Annotated in this window: 16 protein-coding genes and 1 other RNA gene; 11 read left to right on the top strand and 6 right to left on the bottom strand. The window is 36.4% G+C overall.

Going from position 1 to position 19770, the window contains the following annotated elements:
• The first annotated feature begins 26 nt into the window (after nt 1-26).
• A complete protein-coding gene (locus tag MHI40_RS07640) occupies nt 27-575 on the top strand; it encodes a PadR family transcriptional regulator (protein WP_340762128.1) in 549 nt (182 codons plus the stop codon).
• 95 nt (nt 576-670) lie between these two features.
• Here the strand turns inward: MHI40_RS07640 and MHI40_RS07645 are convergent, their stop codons facing one another.
• Both MHI40_RS07645 and recU read right to left on the bottom strand, forming a co-directional pair.
• Nucleotides 671-3364, bottom strand: a complete 2694-nt coding sequence (locus MHI40_RS07645) for a PBP1A family penicillin-binding protein (RefSeq protein ID WP_340762129.1) — start codon at nt 3362-3364, stop codon at nt 671-673.
• Between the two features lie 21 nt (nt 3365-3385).
• Nucleotides 3386-3985, bottom strand: coding sequence for a Holliday junction resolvase RecU (recU, locus tag MHI40_RS07650; RefSeq protein ID WP_340762130.1), 600 nt, complete (start codon nt 3983-3985; stop codon nt 3386-3388).
• A 183-nt stretch (nt 3986-4168) separates the two neighbouring features.
• Between recU and MHI40_RS07655 the strand changes: the two genes are divergently transcribed.
• From MHI40_RS07655 to MHI40_RS07700, 10 genes are all read left to right on the top strand, one after another.
• Complete coding sequence (locus MHI40_RS07655; protein ID WP_175496162.1) at nt 4169-4324, top strand: hypothetical protein; 156 nt, start codon at nt 4169-4171, stop codon at nt 4322-4324.
• Nucleotides 4325-4399: 75 nt separating this feature from the next.
• A complete protein-coding gene (locus MHI40_RS07660; RefSeq protein ID WP_093534606.1) occupies nt 4400-4768 on the top strand; it encodes a YppE family protein in 369 nt (122 codons plus the stop codon).
• A complete protein-coding gene (locus MHI40_RS07665; RefSeq protein ID WP_093535686.1) occupies nt 4761-7040 on the top strand; it encodes a DEAD/DEAH box helicase in 2280 nt (759 codons plus the stop codon). Before MHI40_RS07660 ends, MHI40_RS07665 begins: the two co-directional genes overlap by 8 nt.
• Nucleotides 7030-8304: a ribonuclease H-like domain-containing protein gene (locus tag MHI40_RS07670; protein ID WP_340762131.1), complete on the top strand. Its 1275-nt coding sequence runs from the start codon at nt 7030-7032 to the stop codon at nt 8302-8304. The genes MHI40_RS07665 and MHI40_RS07670 overlap by 11 nt, the downstream gene beginning before the upstream one ends.
• A gap of 79 nt (nt 8305-8383) precedes the next feature.
• Nucleotides 8384-8680 (top strand): cell division regulator GpsB, encoded by a 297-nt coding sequence (gene gpsB, locus MHI40_RS07675; RefSeq protein WP_093534602.1) that lies wholly within the window; start codon nt 8384-8386, stop codon nt 8678-8680.
• Between the two features lie 144 nt (nt 8681-8824).
• Nucleotides 8825-9208: RNase P RNA component class B (gene rnpB / locus MHI40_RS07680), an RNA gene on the top strand.
• A 106-nt stretch (nt 9209-9314) separates the two neighbouring features.
• Complete coding sequence (locus MHI40_RS07685; RefSeq protein ID WP_340762132.1) at nt 9315-11033, top strand: putative bifunctional diguanylate cyclase/phosphodiesterase; 1719 nt, start codon at nt 9315-9317, stop codon at nt 11031-11033.
• Nucleotides 11033-12160, top strand: a complete 1128-nt coding sequence (locus MHI40_RS07690; RefSeq protein ID WP_093534598.1) for a THUMP domain-containing class I SAM-dependent RNA methyltransferase — start codon at nt 11033-11035, stop codon at nt 12158-12160. The genes MHI40_RS07685 and MHI40_RS07690 overlap by 1 nt, the downstream gene beginning before the upstream one ends.
• A 56-nt stretch (nt 12161-12216) precedes the next feature.
• Nucleotides 12217-14118 carry an ATP-dependent DNA helicase gene (locus MHI40_RS07695; protein ID WP_093534596.1) on the top strand — a complete coding sequence of 634 codons (1902 nt, stop codon included), beginning with the start codon at nt 12217-12219 and terminating at the stop codon, nt 14116-14118.
• A 17-nt stretch (nt 14119-14135) separates the two neighbouring features.
• Nucleotides 14136-15635 carry a carboxypeptidase M32 gene (locus tag MHI40_RS07700; protein ID WP_340762133.1) on the top strand — a complete coding sequence of 500 codons (1500 nt, stop codon included), beginning with the start codon at nt 14136-14138 and terminating at the stop codon, nt 15633-15635.
• Nucleotides 15636-16077: 442 nt separating this feature from the next.
• On the opposite strand, the gene MHI40_RS07705 is transcribed toward MHI40_RS07700, so the two are convergent.
• From MHI40_RS07705 to MHI40_RS07720, 4 genes are all read right to left on the bottom strand, one after another.
• The gene (locus tag MHI40_RS07705; RefSeq protein WP_340762134.1) at nt 16078-17745 is read right to left on the bottom strand and encodes a b(o/a)3-type cytochrome-c oxidase subunit 1; all 1668 of its coding nucleotides are present in this window, start codon (nt 17743-17745) and stop codon (nt 16078-16080) included.
• 1 nt (nt 17746) lies between these two features.
• Nucleotides 17747-18223 carry a cytochrome B5 gene (locus MHI40_RS07710; RefSeq protein ID WP_093534587.1) on the bottom strand — a complete coding sequence of 159 codons (477 nt, stop codon included), beginning with the start codon at nt 18221-18223 and terminating at the stop codon, nt 17747-17749.
• A 24-nt stretch (nt 18224-18247) separates the two neighbouring features.
• Complete coding sequence (locus tag MHI40_RS07715) at nt 18248-18370, bottom strand: cytochrome c oxidase subunit 2A (RefSeq protein WP_093534585.1); 123 nt, start codon at nt 18368-18370, stop codon at nt 18248-18250.
• A gap of 198 nt (nt 18371-18568) precedes the next feature.
• Nucleotides 18569-19021 carry a chemotaxis protein CheX gene (locus MHI40_RS07720; protein WP_340762135.1) on the bottom strand — a complete coding sequence of 151 codons (453 nt, stop codon included), beginning with the start codon at nt 19019-19021 and terminating at the stop codon, nt 18569-18571.
• Nucleotides 19022-19770: the final 749 nt, after the last annotated feature.

Raw genomic sequence — 19770 nt, forward strand, 5'->3', positions numbered from 1 at the left:
ATGTAAATTAAGTATGGAGGTGTATTATGTCAATCCAAATTTATATTTTAAGTAAGTTAATGGCAGAGGATAATTATCCTTATAAATTAAAAAAAGAATTATCAGATCCTATTCCATTTGATAAAATAGGTGATTTAACAGAAAGCAAACTATACTATCATTTTGAATCTCTTTCCAAGCAGGGACTAATCCAGCAGGTAGAAGTCATCAAGGAAGAAAATCGACCAGATAAACAGGTATACACCATAACTGAAAAGGGTCGTGAAGACCTGCCTAAAAAAATATATGAACTATTTGAAAAAGCAAATAAGCTAGCAGAAGTGATCGTTGGATTAATGTTTTTACGTTATGTAGAGAAATCCCACATCATTCTTATTTTGGAGAGAAAGCTAGAAAGCTTGCACTCGAAGCAGTTACAATTAAAAGATATCTATAGTCACATTCACGTAGAGGATACTGTGCAGGAAATGGTGGACTTTGCGGATGCATATTTCTCGGATACGATCGCAAATGAAATTATTTGGCTCGAGAAGTTAATTGTCAAATTGAGAAATAGGGATATAAATGAATCTTGAGATAGTATGTGGAGAGCATTGCACTTAAATAGCCTAAATCTAACATAAATAAAGAAGCAGATCTTGACTAATGTCAAGATCTGCTTCTTTTATTATTAAGGGGTTGTTCCGGTATCATCATTTTCTCCGGTTTCTCCAGTACCTCCAGTACCTTCAGTTGGAGGGACAGTCGATCCATCATCAGGCTTCTCTGTTCCTGCACCAGGACCAGGACTTGCGCCACCTGCACCAGGATCTGTCCCTGGATTTGACCCATTACCGTTGTTGCCATTGCCATTGCCGTTATTGTTTCCATTTCCATTTCCATTTCCATTACCATTACCGTTGTTGCCATTATTGCCATTATTATTTTCATTACCATTATTCGAGCCGTCTGGATTTTTTGGCTCTTCTTCAATTGGCTCAATTTCATCTAATTCTTCTTCAACTTCAGCATCTAACGTTAATTGTACGGAAACACTTTCACTTCGGATACCGTCTGAGACTGCGGTAACGCTGAACATATATGTGCTTCCTGGAATAAGACTTTGTATGATTAAACCTTTTTGTTTAGTCGTTTCAATTAATTCATTGGCTCCGTTATCTACCTTAACGGCAACTTCAAATTGAACTTCCGATTCTAAATCTTCTTGCTCAAAATCCCAAGATAATGTGGCAGTAGAAGCTAGTTCATCATAATCCACAGAAAGATTGGATGGTGAATTCAATTCGAGTTGTTCATATTCCTCAGAAACTGCGGTTGGCTCTGTGCCTTTTACAAATAGTTCCGTCAGTTTTAGTTCGTCAGGTGTATATTCACTTGCTAGTTTAAGAGGGCTTGAGCCTTTTTCAATTGTGGCTTCTACGACAGAACTTGGTTTCTTAAATTTCTCATTAGCTGTGTCTGTAGAAATGTTAGCCATAACTTCATGGAAAATATTTTGAGGAAGATTACGTTCCTCATTCGTTGTCATTGGTGTTTTCATCTCTGGATATCCAGACCAAATAGCAATTGAGTAGTCTGTTGTGTATCCAGCGAACCAAACGTCAGGAAAGGCGCTACTTGGTAGGTCCCATTTATTCATATCATCTTTACTATAGTTAGATGTTCCTGTTTTACCAGCAATGTCTAACCCACTGACATCTGCTCGCTTACCGGTACCTTTTGTCAATACATCACGTAATACATCGGTAACCATATAAGCGGTAGAATCTTTCATAACTTCTTTAGATTTTGGTTTATAATTTTTTTCTGTTTTGCCATCACGATATACGATTTTATTAATCGAATATGGCTCTGTATGGACTCCGCTATTTCCAAAAGCTGCATAAGCTCCGGCTAATTGAATAGGGGACATTGCCTTAGAAGTACCGCCGATTGCACTACTTTCTGTTATATTCCCAAGATCAATACCAAATCGGTCTATAAATTCTGCGGCATTCTTTGTACCAACTTCTTGCAGTGTTTTAACAGCAGGAACATTTCGAGAATTATATAACGCTTCTCTAAATGTCATCTTACCTTTGTATTTACCATCGAAGTTTCGTACTACTTGCTCAGTTCCCGTATAGGTAATTTTTTCGTCGGTAATTGTTTGTCCTGTTGACCAGCCTAGGTATTCTATAGCTGGACCATAATCAATCAATGGTTTAATCGTCGAGCCAAGTGAACGTGTGGTCATGTCCTGAGCAAAGTTAAAGCCTCTATCAGCTCCATAATTTCTACCACCACCAACAGCTGCAATAGCACCTGTTTTCGTATCGATTACTGATACGGCTGACTGGATATCTTCAGTAGGGAACATATCAGAGTTTAATGTTTTCTCCACTTGTTGTTGAGCATTTGGTTGTAATGTCGTGTAGATGGTAATCCCTTCAGAGATAGCACCCCCATCTCCATTTGCTTCTAATTCATTTAAAACGATATCTATGAAAGCATCATATTTAGAATCCTGTTTAGCAACTCGTTGATCTTCGGGTAGTAGTGCCTCTTCAATAGGGACAGCTTGAGCTGCTTTCATTTCTTCCTCTGTAATTTTGCCGTGTAGATTCATCAAATGTAATACAACATTTCTTCGATCTTTTGTAAGTTCTGGGTTTTTAAACGGGTTAAACGCATTTGGACGTTGTGACATACCTGCAAGAACTGCGAATTGATCTAAAGTAAGGTCTTTTAAGTCTTTACCATAGAAATGTTGAGCTGCTGTCCCATAACCGTAAATTCTTCCAGACATTAGTACTTTATTAAAGTACATTTCAAAAATTTCTTCTTTTTGATATTTTCTCTCAAGCTTTATGGAAAGATAAGCTTCTTGTGCTTTTCTTTTTAAAGTTTTTTCATTTGTAAGAAACGAGTTTTTTATGACCTGTTGTGTAATCGTACTTGCTCCTTGATCACCAAAACCATTTGTGAGGTTAGCGAGTACAGCTTTCCCTAAACGTAATACATCGACACCGAAATGATCGTAAAAACGAGCATCTTCTGTAGCGATAATCGCATCTTCCATTTGTTGTGGAATATCGTCATAAGCGACATATTCCCTGCTCTCCGCCCCAACTGTTGCGAAAAGATCACCGTTAGCGTCTAACAATTTTGGACTAATCGGATCTTTTAAGGAAGTTTCATCGAGCTCAGGGGCACTGCTAGCATAGAAGGCGAATAATGACCCTCCACCTATAAGTCCGACGACACCAATAATGACAATGGTTAATAAAATTCTTTTTACCCACATTTTAGCTGGTGTTTTAGATTGTTTCTTTTTTTGTACTTGTTTTCTTCGTTGTTCACGAGTCATTTTTTGCTCACTCATAAACGTCTCCTCACTTTCACTTTATACGTTCAAGTCATTAACTATTTTTATATAATCAATTCTTGGTGCATATCTTGGAGTAATTTCTATTGCATGTGATTCCATTTCAGATATGGCAATAGACTTCCTTCCTCCTGTTAGCATTCTATCCCAAAACAATGATAATTGTTCAAATGGCAAACAAAAATAACGATCTAATGCAGAAAAACGGACGAGCAAAAAGGTAATCCCTTGTTGTTTAGAAACCTTTCTCATATGTTCTACCTGATGAAGATGAATATTTTTTAAGGGAAACGCTGTTCTATTTTCCGTTTCTTTTGCTTCAAAGTCAATATATCTCCCTTTATATACTCCATTAAAATCGGTTGTAGAAGGAGTACGATAGTAAGCTTCTTTAATAACAGCACTACTCCTTGAGGGATAATCTACTTTGACGACTTGAATAGGTATCGGCTTTTTATGAATAACAGCTATATCCTGCGCAATATAATATTCATTTGCATCACTAATTTCGTCCTCTAACGTCTTACCCCTATTGCTGAATGAGTAATCCTTTTTCTTTTCTTTTGTTGCTTGGATCACGGGGACATACGCTTTTCCATTTGGATAATGAATAGCCAAAATAATCACCTCTTTATGCTATTAGTTTATCACAAGTAGATTAGACGAACAGCTATTAAAGAAGGTTTCATATTCCGAAATGTCGAGTAGGCACTTGTTTTGTCTATCGAGAAGATGCTTTGTCATACAGGAAGGAGAGTAAATAAATCCAGCGAATAAATACTAAAAAAGGGGGACTATAAAATGAACAAAATTGAAAGATTAATAGATCAGTTAGAGCTTCTAGAATTTTTATTGGAAACAAGATTAAATGACGAGCAGGATAAATTTGAAGAGGATTTTAGTAAAAACTCATTTCGATTATTAGGCAAGCTAGAAAAAATTGAAAACAAATTGTAAGGAATGTACGTTCGCTTAGAACTAGTAATATTAGTGTGAATTTGCTAAACTGTAAATAGAATGCGAGGGATCACTTTGTCATTATTAAAGCTTAGCAACCAACTAATGAAAGAATGCGATGATTGCATTTTACGTTTTCATCAATATAGAGAACTTGATAAAGAGCCAGATTTTTTTATAGATGTAAAACCACATGCATATAAAATAGATGAGATCTGTCTGGAATGGGAACAATTGGTCCGGAAATGGATTCAAGTGAAACGTCCAAAATATGTCCACCCAAGCCAAATTGACTCATTACTTGAATCCATGAAACAGTTTATCGTGCAATCTTACTATAAAGGGACAAGCAAAAAAAGATTTCTTTCGTCTGTCCATTCATCCAAATACACGCTAGAAACAATTATTCAAGCTATTAAGGAAGTAGGGGATGAATATGCTTGAAAAACAAAGCATTCATCAATTATTAGATGCGTGGAAAGTGGATGAAAATCGCTTTCCACAAATTGAACATATTCACACAACCGAAGAAAAAGAAGCAATTTATGCTCCATTTCCAGAGACAATGCATTCGTCCATTCAAAAGGCACTAAAAAGCCGTGGTGTAAATCAGTTATATATACATCAGCGACTAGCCTTCGATTCAGCATCATCTGGTAAGTCTTACACAACGATCACTCCTACAGCCTCTGGAAAGTCACTTTGTTATCATCTCCCAGTACTACAATCGATTATGGAAGATCCAACCTCACGGGCAATCTATCTATTTCCAACAAAAGCATTAGCACAAGATCAAAAAAGCGATCTAAATAATTTGATTGAAGCAACAGGGGAAGAAATACTAAGTTACACATATGATGGTGATACAGCCCCGGGTATTAGACAAAAAATTCGGAAGTCTGGACATATAGTCTTAACTAATCCTGATATGTTGCATTCGGGTATCTTACCACATCATACAAAATGGGTTACTCTATTTGAAAACTTAAAATATATTGTGATAGATGAAATCCATACATATAAGGGTGTTTTTGGGAGTCATGTTGCACATGTTATAAGACGTCTGAAAAGAATTTGTGCATACTACGGAAGCAATCCACAATTTATTTGTACTTCTGCGACCATCAAAAATCCAAAGGAACTAGCTGAAAATTTAACGAATACACCTCATGAATTGATCAACCAGAACGGTGCACCAGCGGGGAGAAAACATTTCATATTTTATAATCCTCCAATAGTCCATCCAGTTTTTAATGTGAGAAGGAGTGCCGTTTTAGAAGTTAGAGATTTGGCACAGGAATTATATGTAAATGGTATTCAAACAATTGTTTTTGCGAAGAGCCGTGTGCGAGTAGAAATGCTTGTGACGTATTTACAATCCTTAGTTAGTAAAAAGATTAATGATCAAACAATAAGAGGTTATCGAGGCGGTTATTTGCCTTCGGAAAGAAGGACTATTGAAAAGGGACTAAGAGAGGGAGTAATTAGAACGGTTGTTAGTACCAATGCATTAGAGTTAGGAGTCGACATTGGACAGCTGCAGGCGTGTATTATGACGGGATATCCAGGGAACATTGCTAGCGCTTGGCAACAAGCTGGACGAGCAGGTAGACGACAGGATGAAGCACTTATTATATATGTGGCCGGGTCTACCGCTCTTGATCAATATGTAGTAAAACACCCTGAATACTTTCTTGGACAGTCTCCAGAAGAAGTAAGGATTCATCCGGATAATATGATAATTTTAATGGATCATTTAAAATGTGCCTCCTTTGAATTACCTTTTTCACCTGCCGATATGTATGCAGAATTTTCTATACAGGAGTTACTAGCATTTCTTGAAAGTGAAGGTGTCCTTTTAAAAACATCAGAAAAATGGCATTGGATGTCTGATAGTTTTCCGGCAAGTAATATAAGCCTACGTTCCGCATCTCAAGAGAATGTTATTATTATCGATCAATCAATTCCAACTAAAACTAGGGTTATTGGTGAAATGGATCAATATAGTGCGATGACATTACTTCACGAAGAAGCTATTTACTTACATCAGGGAACTCAATTCCAAGTAGAAATTTTAGACTGGGAAGAGAAAAAAGCATTTGTGCGAGAAGTCGATGTCGATTATTTTACAGATGCTAATATAGCAATTGAGTTAAAAGTATTAAGCGAAGATAGAGCAAAAGAAGCTGACATTGGGATACTTCGATTCGGTGACATTATAGTGTTAGCACAACCAACTATATTCAAAAAGATTAAGTTTGATACACATGATAATATCGGTTCTGGTCAAATCCATTTACCACCAATAGAATTACATACTTCTTCTACCTGGTTTAGTTTTGATAAACCAGACGGTTGGAAAGACACTTTGTTGTCAGACGCAATGACAGGGGTTTCTTATGCGTTACACGCTTTTATCCCGCTATTTATTCATTGTGATGCGAAGGATATCCATGTTGTGCCTCAGGTTAAATCGATTCACGGAGAAAAACCGACTTTTTATATGTATGATAGTTATCCAGGTGGAATCGGTCTCTCTGAAAGAATGTTTGATCTTTGGAATGAGTTAGTACCAAAAGTAACAGTTCAGGTAGAGAGTTGCTCTTGTATGCATGGCTGCCCTGCATGTATTGGTGCTCAAGACGCGGAGTTGAATCTAAAGGAAGAAGTGATTAAGTTACTTCATTTATTGCAGGTGGACCGCCATGTCGTATGAAAAAAAACTCATGCAAATGAAGAATTTAGTGAAAAAGAAGCCAATTGAAGAGGTAGTAAAAAAGGAAGAGTCAGAAATGGCGCTTCCCTTTTACGTTGAACCGTGGAAAAATGCAGGGTTAAAATTTATACAAGAAGAAAAAGGATTTTACTTTGTAAAGGAAACTTTTTATCCTTTGGGGCATATACATGGGAATATTGGGCTTAATAAACTACAACAGGCAATAAAGTTTATGCAGGAAGTCTATCCGACGCATCCTTTAACTATTACTAAAGAAAGTCCCTTTTGTTTTTATGATACAGAAACGACCGGGTTAAAAGGTGTGGGAGTACTTATTTTCTTAAACGGAGTGTTAAAGGAAGTGGAGGATGGGTTCTTGCTTACTCAATTTGTGCTAGCTGATCCAGGTCAAGAGGTAAGTTTCTTAAAGGCGACTGATTTTTGGGTAAACGAACAGACTATTATTACGTATAACGGGAAGAGTTTTGACCTTCCCCAGCTGCTATCAAGATGGACGATGAATAGAAACGATTTACCACGATTAAAGCACCATCATCAAATTGATTTAATGCATTCTTCTAAAAGAATTTGGAAGGGTGAATTAGAGCGTTTTAAGTTAAAGCAAATAGAGGAAATGAAGCTTGGATTTAAAAGAGAAAATGATATACCTGGTCACCTAGCACCAATAATCTATTTTGATGCAGTGAAAAGTGGTAATCCTATCAATTTGATGAAGGTATTAAAGCATAATGAATGGGATATTTTATCGCTTGTAACGCTTTATATTCTCTCCGTAGAATTACTTCAAGAAAAAGATGTAGTGGAAACAGCCACAACTTATACTAATATCGCTAAATGGTTTAGAGATTTAAAAACGATGAATACAAGTATGGATTGGTTTACTTTTGTCGTAAATAATTTTTCTGCAGAAGAGACTAGTATCGCTTACTATTTCGTGGGTCTCCATTTAAAACGAGCTCGTTCTTACGAGGACAGTTTGAAAGCGTTTGAACAAGCATTGAAAGAGATTTCTGGGAAATATCGTATAGAGGTTTATATTGAGCTGGCAAAGCTATTCGAACATCAAGTAAAAGATTTCCCAAAAGCTTTAGAAATGACGCAGCAGTGCATAGAATATGAAGCAAAACTTAATAAAGACGTACAGTCTCGCTTGAAAAAGGAACTTACTAAGAGAGAAATGAGAATAATTCGGAAGTTAAATATTTCCCGGGAAAGCGCAGAACATAACAAAAAACGCATATAAACGGCTGAAAAAACTCCATTATTCGACACCGATATGCTATAATATGAGTAGCGAATTGTTGATGGAAGGAAGATACCATATGGAATTTAAACTAAAGGCATCTGATATATTAGAAAAAGAATTTAAAACGGGTTTAAGAGGTTATAACCAAGAAGAAGTAGATGTTTTTTTAGACGATGTTATTCAAGATTACGAGGCTTATGAAAAAAGAATTGCACAACTCCAATTAGAAAATAATAAACTAAAAGAACAACTAGAGGAAATGCCAAAGAGAACACAAGCTGTTGCACCGCAAACTGGGGCAACTAACTTTGATATTTTAAAGCGTCTTTCACATCTAGAAAAACATGTTTTTGGTAGTAAATTGTACGAATAATTATTACTAAGTCTCCTATAGATATCACAGCTCTACTTGTAGACTAATCGGACATGACTTACAAAAAAAGATGCTAAAGACAATTTGGCATAATCTTATATTGAAAAACTTTGGAGATTCGTATATAATGGAAATACCACTTATATATTCGGGCAATCGCTGCAATGCTAGACATTGTAGAGGAAAGTCCATGCTCACACAATTCTGCGATGAATGTAGTGTTCGTGCTTAGTGAAAAAATAAACTAAGGTAGCTATTAATAGCTAACGGCGGGATGAAGGCCTAAGTCTTAGGATATGGCTGACAATCTCTGAAAGTGCCACAGTGACGGAGCTGTATAGGAAACTATACAGGTGGAACGAGGTAAACCCCACGAGTGAGAAACCCAAATTATGGTAGGGGCATTTTCTTGAAGGAATTGAACGGATAGAAAAACAGATTTCATCTGTAGATAGATGATTGCCGTCCACATACGTACGAGGTAATGCACCGTTTGAGTACCGTGGAAACAAAACATGGCTTATTGAGTGTATGAGTGGCTATATTTAATAACTAAGAAGCTCTCCATTAACGGAGAGCTTTTCTATTATATGATTAATTTTACTGAATTACGTAATAGGGGAGGTAAAAGATTATGAAAAAACAACCACCCGAACGTTTACAGAGCTTTTCAATTGAATTATTGGAACAAATTCTTCAGTCAACAACTGAAGGTATTATGATTACAAATGAAAAAATGCAAATTACTATGGTAAATAATGCTTTTGAGACACTTACAGGTTATCGGTCATCTGAAATACTCGGGAAATATCCAAACATATTACAATCCGGGAAACAGGATGCCGATTTTTATAAAGTAATGTGGTCTAAAATTCGCTCCAATGGATCATGGAGGGGCGAGATTTGGAATAGACGAAAAAATGGAGAAATATATCCAGAAATTCTTTCTATATATAGCGTATTTGATAAAGTAGGGCAGCTCACCAATTATTACGGGGTTTTTTCCGATATCTCTATAGAAAAAGAGACGGAAAAAGAACTTGAAGAACTAACTCAATCCGATTTATTAACCAATATTCTGAATCGAAATGCTTTCAATGAATTATTATTTGAGAAAGTAAATAATTCTATACATAGTCATGCTATATTATTTATTGATTTAGATCGGTTTAAGCAGATAAACGACACCTTGGGGAATGAAGTAGGTGACCAAATATTAATAGAGGTTACTAACAGAATAAACTCGATAGCTGGTTCTTCCGATATTTTTGCTCGTTATGGTGCAGACGAATTTGTCTTTTCTAGATCCAACATAGAATATCAAAAAGAAGCTGCAAACTTGGCTAAGGATATTACAAAGCTCTTTAACAAACCATTTCTCATAAATGATACAGAAGTATATGTCACTGCAAGTATAGGAATTAGTATTTTTCCGCAAGATGGTAAAGATATTGAGAAATTGATAAATAAAGCAGACAAGGCAATGTATTTTGCAAAACAAAATGGTAGAAACCAATATGCTTTTTATTTTGATGATTTAAAGAAAGACTCAAAACGAATAATTGTACTAGAAGCAGAGCTCAGAAAAGCTATTCAAAATAAAGACTTTTTCATTCACTATCAACCAAAAATCGGATTAGCTAAACAAAATATAATTGGGGTAGAAGCTTTAGTAAGATGGAACAATGTTAAGTTAGGTTTTGTCTCACCCGCTGAATTTATACCAATTGCGGAGGATACTGGTCTAATTATTCCTTTAAGTGAGGTAATATTAGAAAAAGTTTGTTTGGATATACTGGAGTCAAGATCTCAAGGGAAGATACATATATTACCGGTGTCCATTAATATCGCATCTGTCCATTTTCAACAGGATGATTTTATAGAACGTATAAATTCTATACTAATGCAATATAATTGTAGTCCGCACCTATTGGAATTAGAGCTTACAGAACGTACAGTGATGAAGGATTCAGACGATATAGTAAATAAACTTGTTAAACTAAAAGCAATGGGTTTTAAAATTTCAATTGATGATTTTGGAACTGGATACTCATCTCTAAGTTATTTGAATAGATTCCCACTAAATTATTTGAAAATAGATAAAAGTTTTATTCAACAAATTACTAACTTACAAGATAAGCAAGCTATTGTAGAGACAATCATATTAATGGCTCATCGGCTGCATATAAAAGTTGTAGCAGAGGGAGTAGAAACGATAGGTCAAGTAAAGCTTTTACAGCAAATGGGCTGCGATATCATTCAAGGATATTATTATAGTAAACCATTAGCGGCAAAGGAGCTTATGGATTTTATCGAGTTATGGGAAATTTATAGACAGGAAAGGAATATATAATGACAACATTTAAATTAGTAGCAACGTCAGCTATGGGATTAGAATCAATCGTTGCAGATGAAGTAAAAGCATTAGGATATGAAACAACAACAGAAAATGGCAAGGTTTATTTTGAAGGGGACGAGCGTGCAATTGCGCGTGCAAATATTTGGTTACGTGTTGCAGACAGAGTTAAAATAGTAGCTGCTCAGTTTCCGGTAAAAACCTTCGATCAACTGTTTGAAGGCACAAAAGCTGTACAATGGGAAAAGTATTTACCTGTCGATGCAGCATTTCCGGTTCAAGGAAAATCAGTCAAATCAACATTATTCAGCGTACCAGACTGTCAAGCAATAGTAAAAAAAGCAGTAGTGGAACGCTTAAAATTAGCACATAAAAGAACTGGTTTTTTAGATGAATCTGGAGCAACATTCAAACTGGAAATAAGTATATTAAAAGATATAGCCACCATTACAATAGATACAAGTGGTGCAGGTCTTCATAAACGTGGTTACCGCCATGGACAAGGGGAAGCACCACTAAAGGAAACACTTGCCGCAGCTTTAGTGAAAATTTCTAAATGGAATCCGAACCGACCATTTGTAGATCCTTTTTGTGGATCCGGTACTATTCCGATTGAAGCAGCGATGATTGGACAAAATATTGCACCAGGGTTTAATCGCGATTTTCATAGTGAAGCATGGCCATGGATGCCAAAAACAGTTTGGGAAGAAGTACGTAATGAGGCAGAATCATTGGCCAATTATGATCAAGAACTTCAAATTTTCGGTTCAGACCTTGATCCTAAAATGATTCAAATTGCGGAACAAAACGCATTTGAATCTGGATTTGGTGACATAATCACATTCAAACAAATGCATGCAAAGGATTTTACTACATCTTTGACAGATGGAGTAATAGTTAGTAACCCACCTTACGGAGAACGTATTGGTGAAGTGGAAGAAATCGAGCAGGTTATTGGTGAACTAGGGTATTTAATGAGCCAGTATCCTTCCTGGTCTGTCTATATGTTATCGTCTATGGAAAACTTTGAGAATGTATACGGTAGACGTGCAACTAAGAAGCGTAAATTATTTAATGGATTTATTCGAACGGACTACTATCAGTTCTGGGGTAAACGTTCATAACAGTAAGGGGGACTAGTTCCCCTTGCTGTTATATTATTATTTAAGGGAGTTTTTAGATGAAGCAAGCTTTACCATTCCAACTTTCAAAAGACCGTTCTTTCTTCGAATCATTAGGAGACTGGATGGGTGATGTATTATATGATGAATTACCCGAAAAAGGTTTTGAGTGTCGCGACGAACAGATTTTCATGGCATATCAAATTGAAAAAACGTTAAAAGAAAGAAATGTGCTATTTGCTGAAGCGGGAGTAGGTACTGGTAAAACCATTGCTTATTTGCTTCCGGCTATTGCGTATGCTCGTTATTCTGGAAAACCGGCTTTAATCGCATGCGCAGATGAAACACTAATTGAACAACTTGTAAAAGAAGCTGGAGATATTTTTAAACTTCAAAACTATTTAGATATAAAAATTGATGTGCGATTAGCAAAATCACGTGATCAATATTTATGTTTGAAACGATTAGAAGAAGCACAAAAAGATGATGATAATGAATATTTCTTAGAAGAAATTGAAGATCAAGTTCCGGACTTTGTATATGCACATTCATCTATGCAAAAAATTTATCCATATGGAGAGCGCAGTCAGTTTGCTGGAGTAAGCGATGAGGATTGGCAGAAAGTTAATTATCATCCAACTCAGCAATGTATGGTTTGTGATTTGCGAAATCGTTGTGGACAAACAATTCATCGACAGCATTATCGTGAGTCTACAGACTTAATCATTTGCTCACATGAATTTTTAATGGAGCATATTTGGACAAAAGAATCTCGTATACGTGAAGGTCAAATGCCATTATTACCCGAGGTATCAATGGCCGTATTAGATGAAGGGCATTTACTTGAATTCGCTGCTCAAAAAGCTTTAACGTACGAAATTCAAAGTGAAACACTTATTCGATTACTGGAAAAAGTAATGGTTGACGGTGTGCGAGAAAAAACATTGAACTTAATGGAAGTTCTCCAAGAATTACACGATAAGATATTTGGTTTGTTACGTATTGGTAGTAACATGGAAGAAACGGACCGGATGAAAGTTGATAAATCTTTCGAGTTAATGGAATTGTGTAAACAGGCAATTCGAGTAACTGATAGCTTGTTAGAAGAATTTGTGTTCGAGTCTGAGTTATATACGATTCCTGAATACGAACTGCGTATGGTAGAAGAATTTTTAGAGCAATATACATTCTCTCTTCGGTTATTCACCGAAAAAGGGGACGGAATTGAATGGTTAGAAATCATTGATGGTTATGAAACGTTAATCATTATGCCGAGACTAGTTACGGACATTTTAAATGAGAAGCTATTTACTTCTAAAATTCCTATTGTCTTTTCTTCTGCTACATTATCTATAGAAAAGGACTTTACGTATATTGCAGATTCTTTAGGAATCGAAAAATTCCAATCGTTCTCTGTGGCATCTCCATTTGATTATGACGAAGTGATGAAGATATACACGGAGGAAATGGAACAGCAAGAGAAGCCTTATCATGTGGAGAAACTATTAAATAACCCAATGCAAACCCTTATTTTGTTTAAATCCAAAGCAGCAATGGCTTCTTTCCGAGCTACTATAGGTGATAGAAGCGATATCGTCTTTGAAGGAGATCGGGAGCTTTCAACCATTGTAAAAGAATTCCAAAATGGAGAATACTCCACTTTATGTTCCTATCATCTTTGGGAAGGGTTAGATTTACCTTTAGAAGCCTTAACGAGAGTTATTATTTACGATCTACCATTTCCACCTGTAGATCCACTATTTGATGCAAAACGTTCTTTCTCTAACAATCCATTTGAGGAAGTAGAATTGCCATTTATGCTTTTAAGATTACAACAAGGTATTGGGCGTTTGATCCGTACATCTAGTGATTACGGGGAAATTCATTTATTGTTAAATGAAGAAGAAGCATTACAAGAAAGTAGATTTACAGGGGTATTACCTACACCAATTTCGAAATGAATCAAGGGGGAATAGAAATGTCTGTAGAACAAAATTTTTTAGATTATGTAAAGAAAATTGGTGCTTATCAAGAAGCATTAGGGGTGCTTTATTGGGATATGCGTACTGGTGCTCCGAAAAAAGGTATTGATCAGAGATCTGAAGTTGTAGGAGTACTTGCAACGGATGTATTTAATTTATCGACTTCAGACGATCTTAAAGAATTACTAGACCAGATGGAACTTGAGCTGGATTCTGTACACGAAGTAAGTAAACGTGTGTTTGAAGAAGTAAAAAAGGAATACAATCTCAGCAAGAAAATTCCAGCAGATGAATACAAGAAATTTGTTATTCTTCAATCTAAATCAGAATCTGTTTGGGAAGAAGCAAAAAACAACAATGATTGGTCTATGTTCCAACCATATTTAACTGAAATGGTTGCTACGCTAAAGAACTTTGTAGAGTATTGGGGAGTTACAGATAACAATCCTTATAATGTATTGTTGGACCAGTATGAGCCTGGCATGACGACTGAAATTTTAGATCAAGTTTTTAATGAACTAAGAGAAAAAATTGTGTCGTTATTAAAACGCATTTCAGAATCTCCAAACCAGCCAAAAACAGATTTCTTGTTCCAATCTTTTGATAAACAAAAACAACAGTCCTTTAGTTTAGATATACTAAAACAGCTTGGATATGATTTTGATGCGGGAAGATTAGATGAAACAGTGCATCCATTTGCTACTGGTTTAAATAGAGGTGACGTGCGCATCACGACTAAGTATGATGAGTTCGATTTCCGTTCGGCAATATTTGGTACTATTCATGAATGTGGTCACGCGATATACGAGCAGAATGTTGCAGAAGAGTTAACAGGTACACCTTTAGCGGGTGGGGCTTCCATGGGTATTCATGAATCCCAATCCCTGTTTTATGAGAATTTTGTAGGACGTAATCCAAAGTTCTGGGAACAAAATTATGAAAAGCTACAAAGCTATTCACCTGAACAATTTGGGGAAGTTCCTGTGGAAGACTTTCTTCGAGCAATCAATGAAGTAAAACCTTCTTTAATCCGGATCGAGGCGGATGAGCTGACATATGCTCTTCATATTATGATTCGCTATGAGATTGAAAAAGGATTGTTTAACGGTGATTTAAAAGTAGAAGATCTCCCTGAAATTTGGAATTCTAAGTACGAAGAATATTTGGGTGTTAGTCCATCTACTAACGCAGAAGGAATTTTGCAGGATGTCCATTGGGCTGGGGCTAGTTTCGGTTACTTCCCGTCCTATGCTCTTGGTTATATATATGCATCTCAATTCAAAGCGGCGATGCTAAAGGATATTCCACAGTTTGATAGTTTGTTAGAACAAGGCAATTTAGCACCTATCAAGGAATGGCTTACACAAAACGTGCATCAGTATGGTGCTCTTAAAAAACCTTTAGATATTCTGAAAGCAGCAACAGGTGAAGGTCTTAACGGTAAATACCTTGCTGATTATTTAGAAGAAAAGTATACAAAAATCTATAAACTTTAAATAATAGGTGACCCAAGCGACGAATGTTGCTTGGGTCTTTTTAAAAAATTAAGAAAGTATATAATATGCAGTATAAACACTGGGTTTACAGAACTTTTAAGAATTACTGATTTCCGTTTCAGGTGGGGTTCAAATGCTATGAGCGCCACATCGTGTGGCAACGCTTTCGTGACCAACATCCTGTTGGCCACCGCGGGGTGAGCGGCTGAAGCCGTGCCCATGGAAAGCGTCGCCCGGAGCCGATATCAACGGCATTTCTACGTTCCTATTATTAGAAGACTGGATGTTTTTTACCCGGTTTTTCTTATAAAGGGAATTGTTTTTGGTATTTATTATTTTTATTGAATTTAATTGAACGGGTGCTTCTCTGTTCCTAGTGGACTATAGAAAAATGGTTAGCCTGGACATAAGTCTCGACTAACCATTTTTTAATATTTTATTGTTACCAGAATTTATAACCTTTTGAACCTGGAGGAGCATTTTGAATCATCTCAAAGACTGGAACAGTGTAAGCAAATAGGATTAATGCAATACAAATTGTTAACCAAATCTTCCAATTTTCCAACCACATTGGAGTCTTTTCCGCGTTCTCTGAAACTTCACCAACAGGGAATTCTGTTTCACCCTTAGGAGCAAACCATAATAAATTTGCAACAATATAAAGTACTAATATGATCCCGATGAAAAGAATTGTTCCTCCAACTGCTTGTGCTATTTGATAAGGTATCCATTCAGTTGCTTGTTGTGCACCACCATAAGTGGAGAAATCCGAACGACGAGGCGCACCCATTAATCCTACAACATGCATTGCACCTGACATGATCGACATTCCAAATGCCCAAACAATAGCCTGAATAATTGCTAACTTGTTCATTTGTTTCGTCAATACTCTACCCGTAAGATGAGGTATTAACCAATAAGCGGCTCCAAAGAAAGTCAGTACAACTGTCGTTGCCAGTGTTAAATGGAAATGTCCAGTTACCCAAATAGTGTTGTGTATTAATGCATTCATCTGATGAGAAGCATTAATAATACCGCCAGCACCAGCAGGGATAAATGCAGCCATACCGATAAATGGAACTGTAAACCTAGCATCATTCCATGGTAGTTTTTTGAACCAACCGAATAATCCACGACCACCCAGTTGTCTTCCTCGTAACTCAAAAGTAGCAAACATAGAGAAAGCCGTTAACAATGAAGGGATAACAACCATCATTGTTAATACTACTTGTAAGAACTTCCAGAACGAATCAATCCCGGGTTCTGTCAATTGATGATGAAAACCAACAGGAATGGAGAAGAGTAAAAATAACATAAAGGAAAGCCTTGCTAATGCATCAGAGAATATTTTCCCTCCAATGATCTTAGGAATAACAACATACCAAACCATATAGGCAGGTAACAACCAGAAGTACACTAATGGATGACCGAAATACCAGAATAATGTACGAGAAAGCAATACATCAACCTTATCCACCCATCCTAATGACCAAGGAATTAGTTGGAATACTACTTCTACAGCTACTCCTAAAGAACAGATAATCCACATCGCCAAATTGACAATTACCATAAATGATAAGAGTGGGCTAGGTTGCCCTGGATTTGCTTTACGCCATTCCACATATTTCATAATCTGTGCAATAGCTACTATCCATGACCCAACTACAACTAGTGCCATACCTACGTAGAAAATCCAATGTGCTTGAAGTGGTGCGTAAAAAGTATACAATACAGAAGCTTCATTGAGTAATACCATTATGGAAGCAGCAACTGTACCTGCAGTCATTACCCAGAAACCAATCCACCCGACTAATCGTTGTTTGTCTGATAACGTACCGGATGTTTTACTAATTGCAGCAATTTGAAAACCTAATATAAAATAAGTTGTTAAGATAAGTCCTAATAAAACCCCATGAATAGTTAATACTTGATAATAGCCAATCCCCCAAGGGAGTGTAAATTGACCTGAACGGACAAGGACTTGTAATAATCCACAAAGCCCCCCGATGAATAAAGCGATAAATGCTACATATATATGAGCTAGTGCCAGTTTCCCATCGCGTCGATCAACTCTTACTAAGTCTTGTGCTTTTTCTTTAATAGTTGTCATTTTACTCTACCACCTTTAACATGGACGTCATTGTGGTATGTCCCACGCCACAATATTCATTACATAAGATTAAAAATTCACCAGGTTTGTCTACTGTTGTTACATATTCCGAAACATAACCTGGCTCTAGAATCATATTAATATTAGTTCCAGCAACTTGAAATCCATGAACTACATCTTTAGTAGTTGCTATGAACTTTATGGTCGAACCTATAGGTACTTCTATTTCTGGTGGATTATAATAGAACGCAGATGCTACAAGAACTACTTCATAATCCCACTCTTCACCTTCTACTTTATGAACTCCTGGTTTATTAAAAGGAGCTATCTCATCAACTCGCTCAGGGTCGATATAAATTTTCCCGGAAGGGGGATGGGAGCCATAATGAAATGCACTAAAACCGACGATAGTTAAAAATAATACCAATGAGCTAATCCCAAATGTTAGCCACCACTTTTCATACTTATGAATATGCATAAGTCTTAAACCTCCAATTTAAATTCAAAATCTGTCTATGAATAAGTAAAATGCCAAGAACCAAGTAACTAATATAAATGCGCCAACGAAACCTACGGAATAAAGTGTCCCTTTTAAATCAGAGTCTTTTTCTTTCTTTTTCGACATTTACTTACACCTCCTTCTACTAAACTCTATAGTCTCATCATAAATATAATAGTCGTGAGATGATGTGATAAAAATCACACATACGGTTATTAACTGTGAAATATATGTGAAATCTGGTATTTTTGGAACACAATTACCTTCCTGTAATGATTTTAAGCAAAAAAAAAAGAACCTTCCTATTAAAAGGAGGCTCGTTTTCTATTCATCTATCGTTAAGATTATGGTCATTTCACCTATATTTTCAATTTCTACAGGCAGTCTAAAAGCATGTTGGAAACCATATAACCTGCTAGTACCAACAATAACAGTAGGTGGAGTAATATCAATTTCAACTCCACTTGCAGCAACGGAGGTACATAAATTACCTGCTATCATATTCCCGAGTTCACCTGTAAATGATTCGAGCATTTCACCTTCTAATGGCATTCCGAACATAGTAGCTCCAATTGCAGAAAAGGATTCAGCCGCAGAGTCAATAATAATACGCCCTTTAATATCACCGATGATTCCGATAAGTACGCCCATTTCCTTTTGCACAAATGGTTGAACCATCAGGGAAGGTGACTTTATATCCATTGAAATTGGTATAACTGATTTCAAGGATTGGATTGTTCCATTTAAAATTGTTTGAATATGTTTAGAAGTACTCATTTTAACCCTCCGACTAGTATAGATGTATCAATTTTAACATGTTATATAGGAAAAAAGAATAGGTATTGTAGAAATTTAAAATATACTATGGTATTATGTCAATGAGAATGAATATCAAATTCAGTTGAGAGGGCGATTTTTTTGTTAGCTATTTTCATTGGATCAGCTATTTTAGTTTATGGTGGGGTAACGGCATATATTTTAAAATCTATAGCTCCTAAAGCGAAAACAATATGAAACAAAGACGAAATGACTTTATTTGTGAAAACAAGTAGAGTCATTTTTAAAAGATTAGGAAAGTATTTAAAAATTTACGATGAACACTGTACGATTTTATCCTTTTAACTTTGACCACTCTTATCATTTAAGCGAGAGGCTACGCGAAATCTTATGATTGAGTACTACTCCCTATTTTGATCGGAGCGCAAGGCGGCGACTCAAGCAGGATAGCTTGAGCTGAAGACCCCGCAGGAGCATAGCGAACGAGGAGGGTGAAGCCAAGCCTGCGGAAAGCGTCCGCCTGAAGCGGAAATCAGCAGTGGTCTTCATTCTTTCAAGTAGTCCGAGTTCTGAATTTAAGAAAGGGCAGGAAGCCGTGCCCATGGAAAGCGACCACTCGGAGCGGAAATTGCCGGCATATCTACGTTTCAGTTCCTTAAGGACCGGACATCTTTTTGCTCGGTTTTTCTTATTAACTAAAAGAGTGAAAGAATATTGTTTTAGGCTTTAAAACTTTGCTATGATAGATG

This window comes from Psychrobacillus sp. FSL H8-0510, assembly GCF_038008345.1.
Classification (GTDB): Bacteria; Bacillota; Bacilli; order Bacillales_A; family Planococcaceae; genus Psychrobacillus; species Psychrobacillus psychrotolerans.

Bases quoted from the DNA above. Each gene is read 5' to 3' on its own strand.
- gpsB (WP_093534602.1), top strand. From the start codon at position 8,384: ATGGAATTTAAACTAAAGGCATCTGATATATTAGAAAAAGAATTTAAA.
- MHI40_RS07655 (WP_175496162.1), top strand. From the start codon at position 4,169: ATGAACAAAATTGAAAGATTAATAGATCAGTTAGAGCTTCTAGAATTT.
- MHI40_RS07670 (WP_340762131.1), top strand. From the start codon at position 7,030: ATGTCGTATGAAAAAAAACTCATGCAAATGAAGAATTTAGTGAAAAAG.
- MHI40_RS07720 (WP_340762135.1), bottom strand. From the start codon at position 19,021: ATGAGTACTTCTAAACATATTCAAACAATTTTAAATGGAACAATCCAA.
- MHI40_RS07705 (WP_340762134.1), bottom strand. From the start codon at position 17,745: ATGACAACTATTAAAGAAAAAGCACAAGACTTAGTAAGAGTTGATCGA.
- MHI40_RS07685 (WP_340762132.1), top strand. From the start codon at position 9,315: ATGAAAAAACAACCACCCGAACGTTTACAGAGCTTTTCAATTGAATTA.
- MHI40_RS07700 (WP_340762133.1), top strand. From the start codon at position 14,136: ATGTCTGTAGAACAAAATTTTTTAGATTATGTAAAGAAAATTGGTGCT.
- MHI40_RS07715 (WP_093534585.1), bottom strand. From the start codon at position 18,370: ATGTCGAAAAAGAAAGAAAAAGACTCTGATTTAAAAGGGACACTTTAT.
- MHI40_RS07690 (WP_093534598.1), top strand. From the start codon at position 11,033: ATGACAACATTTAAATTAGTAGCAACGTCAGCTATGGGATTAGAATCA.
- MHI40_RS07640 (WP_340762128.1), top strand. From the start codon at position 27: ATGTCAATCCAAATTTATATTTTAAGTAAGTTAATGGCAGAGGATAAT.
- MHI40_RS07665 (WP_093535686.1), top strand. From the start codon at position 4,761: ATGCTTGAAAAACAAAGCATTCATCAATTATTAGATGCGTGGAAAGTG.
- MHI40_RS07710 (WP_093534587.1), bottom strand. From the start codon at position 18,223: ATGCATATTCATAAGTATGAAAAGTGGTGGCTAACATTTGGGATTAGC.
- MHI40_RS07695 (WP_093534596.1), top strand. From the start codon at position 12,217: ATGAAGCAAGCTTTACCATTCCAACTTTCAAAAGACCGTTCTTTCTTC.
- MHI40_RS07645 (WP_340762129.1), bottom strand. From the start codon at position 3,364: ATGAGTGAGCAAAAAATGACTCGTGAACAACGAAGAAAACAAGTACAA.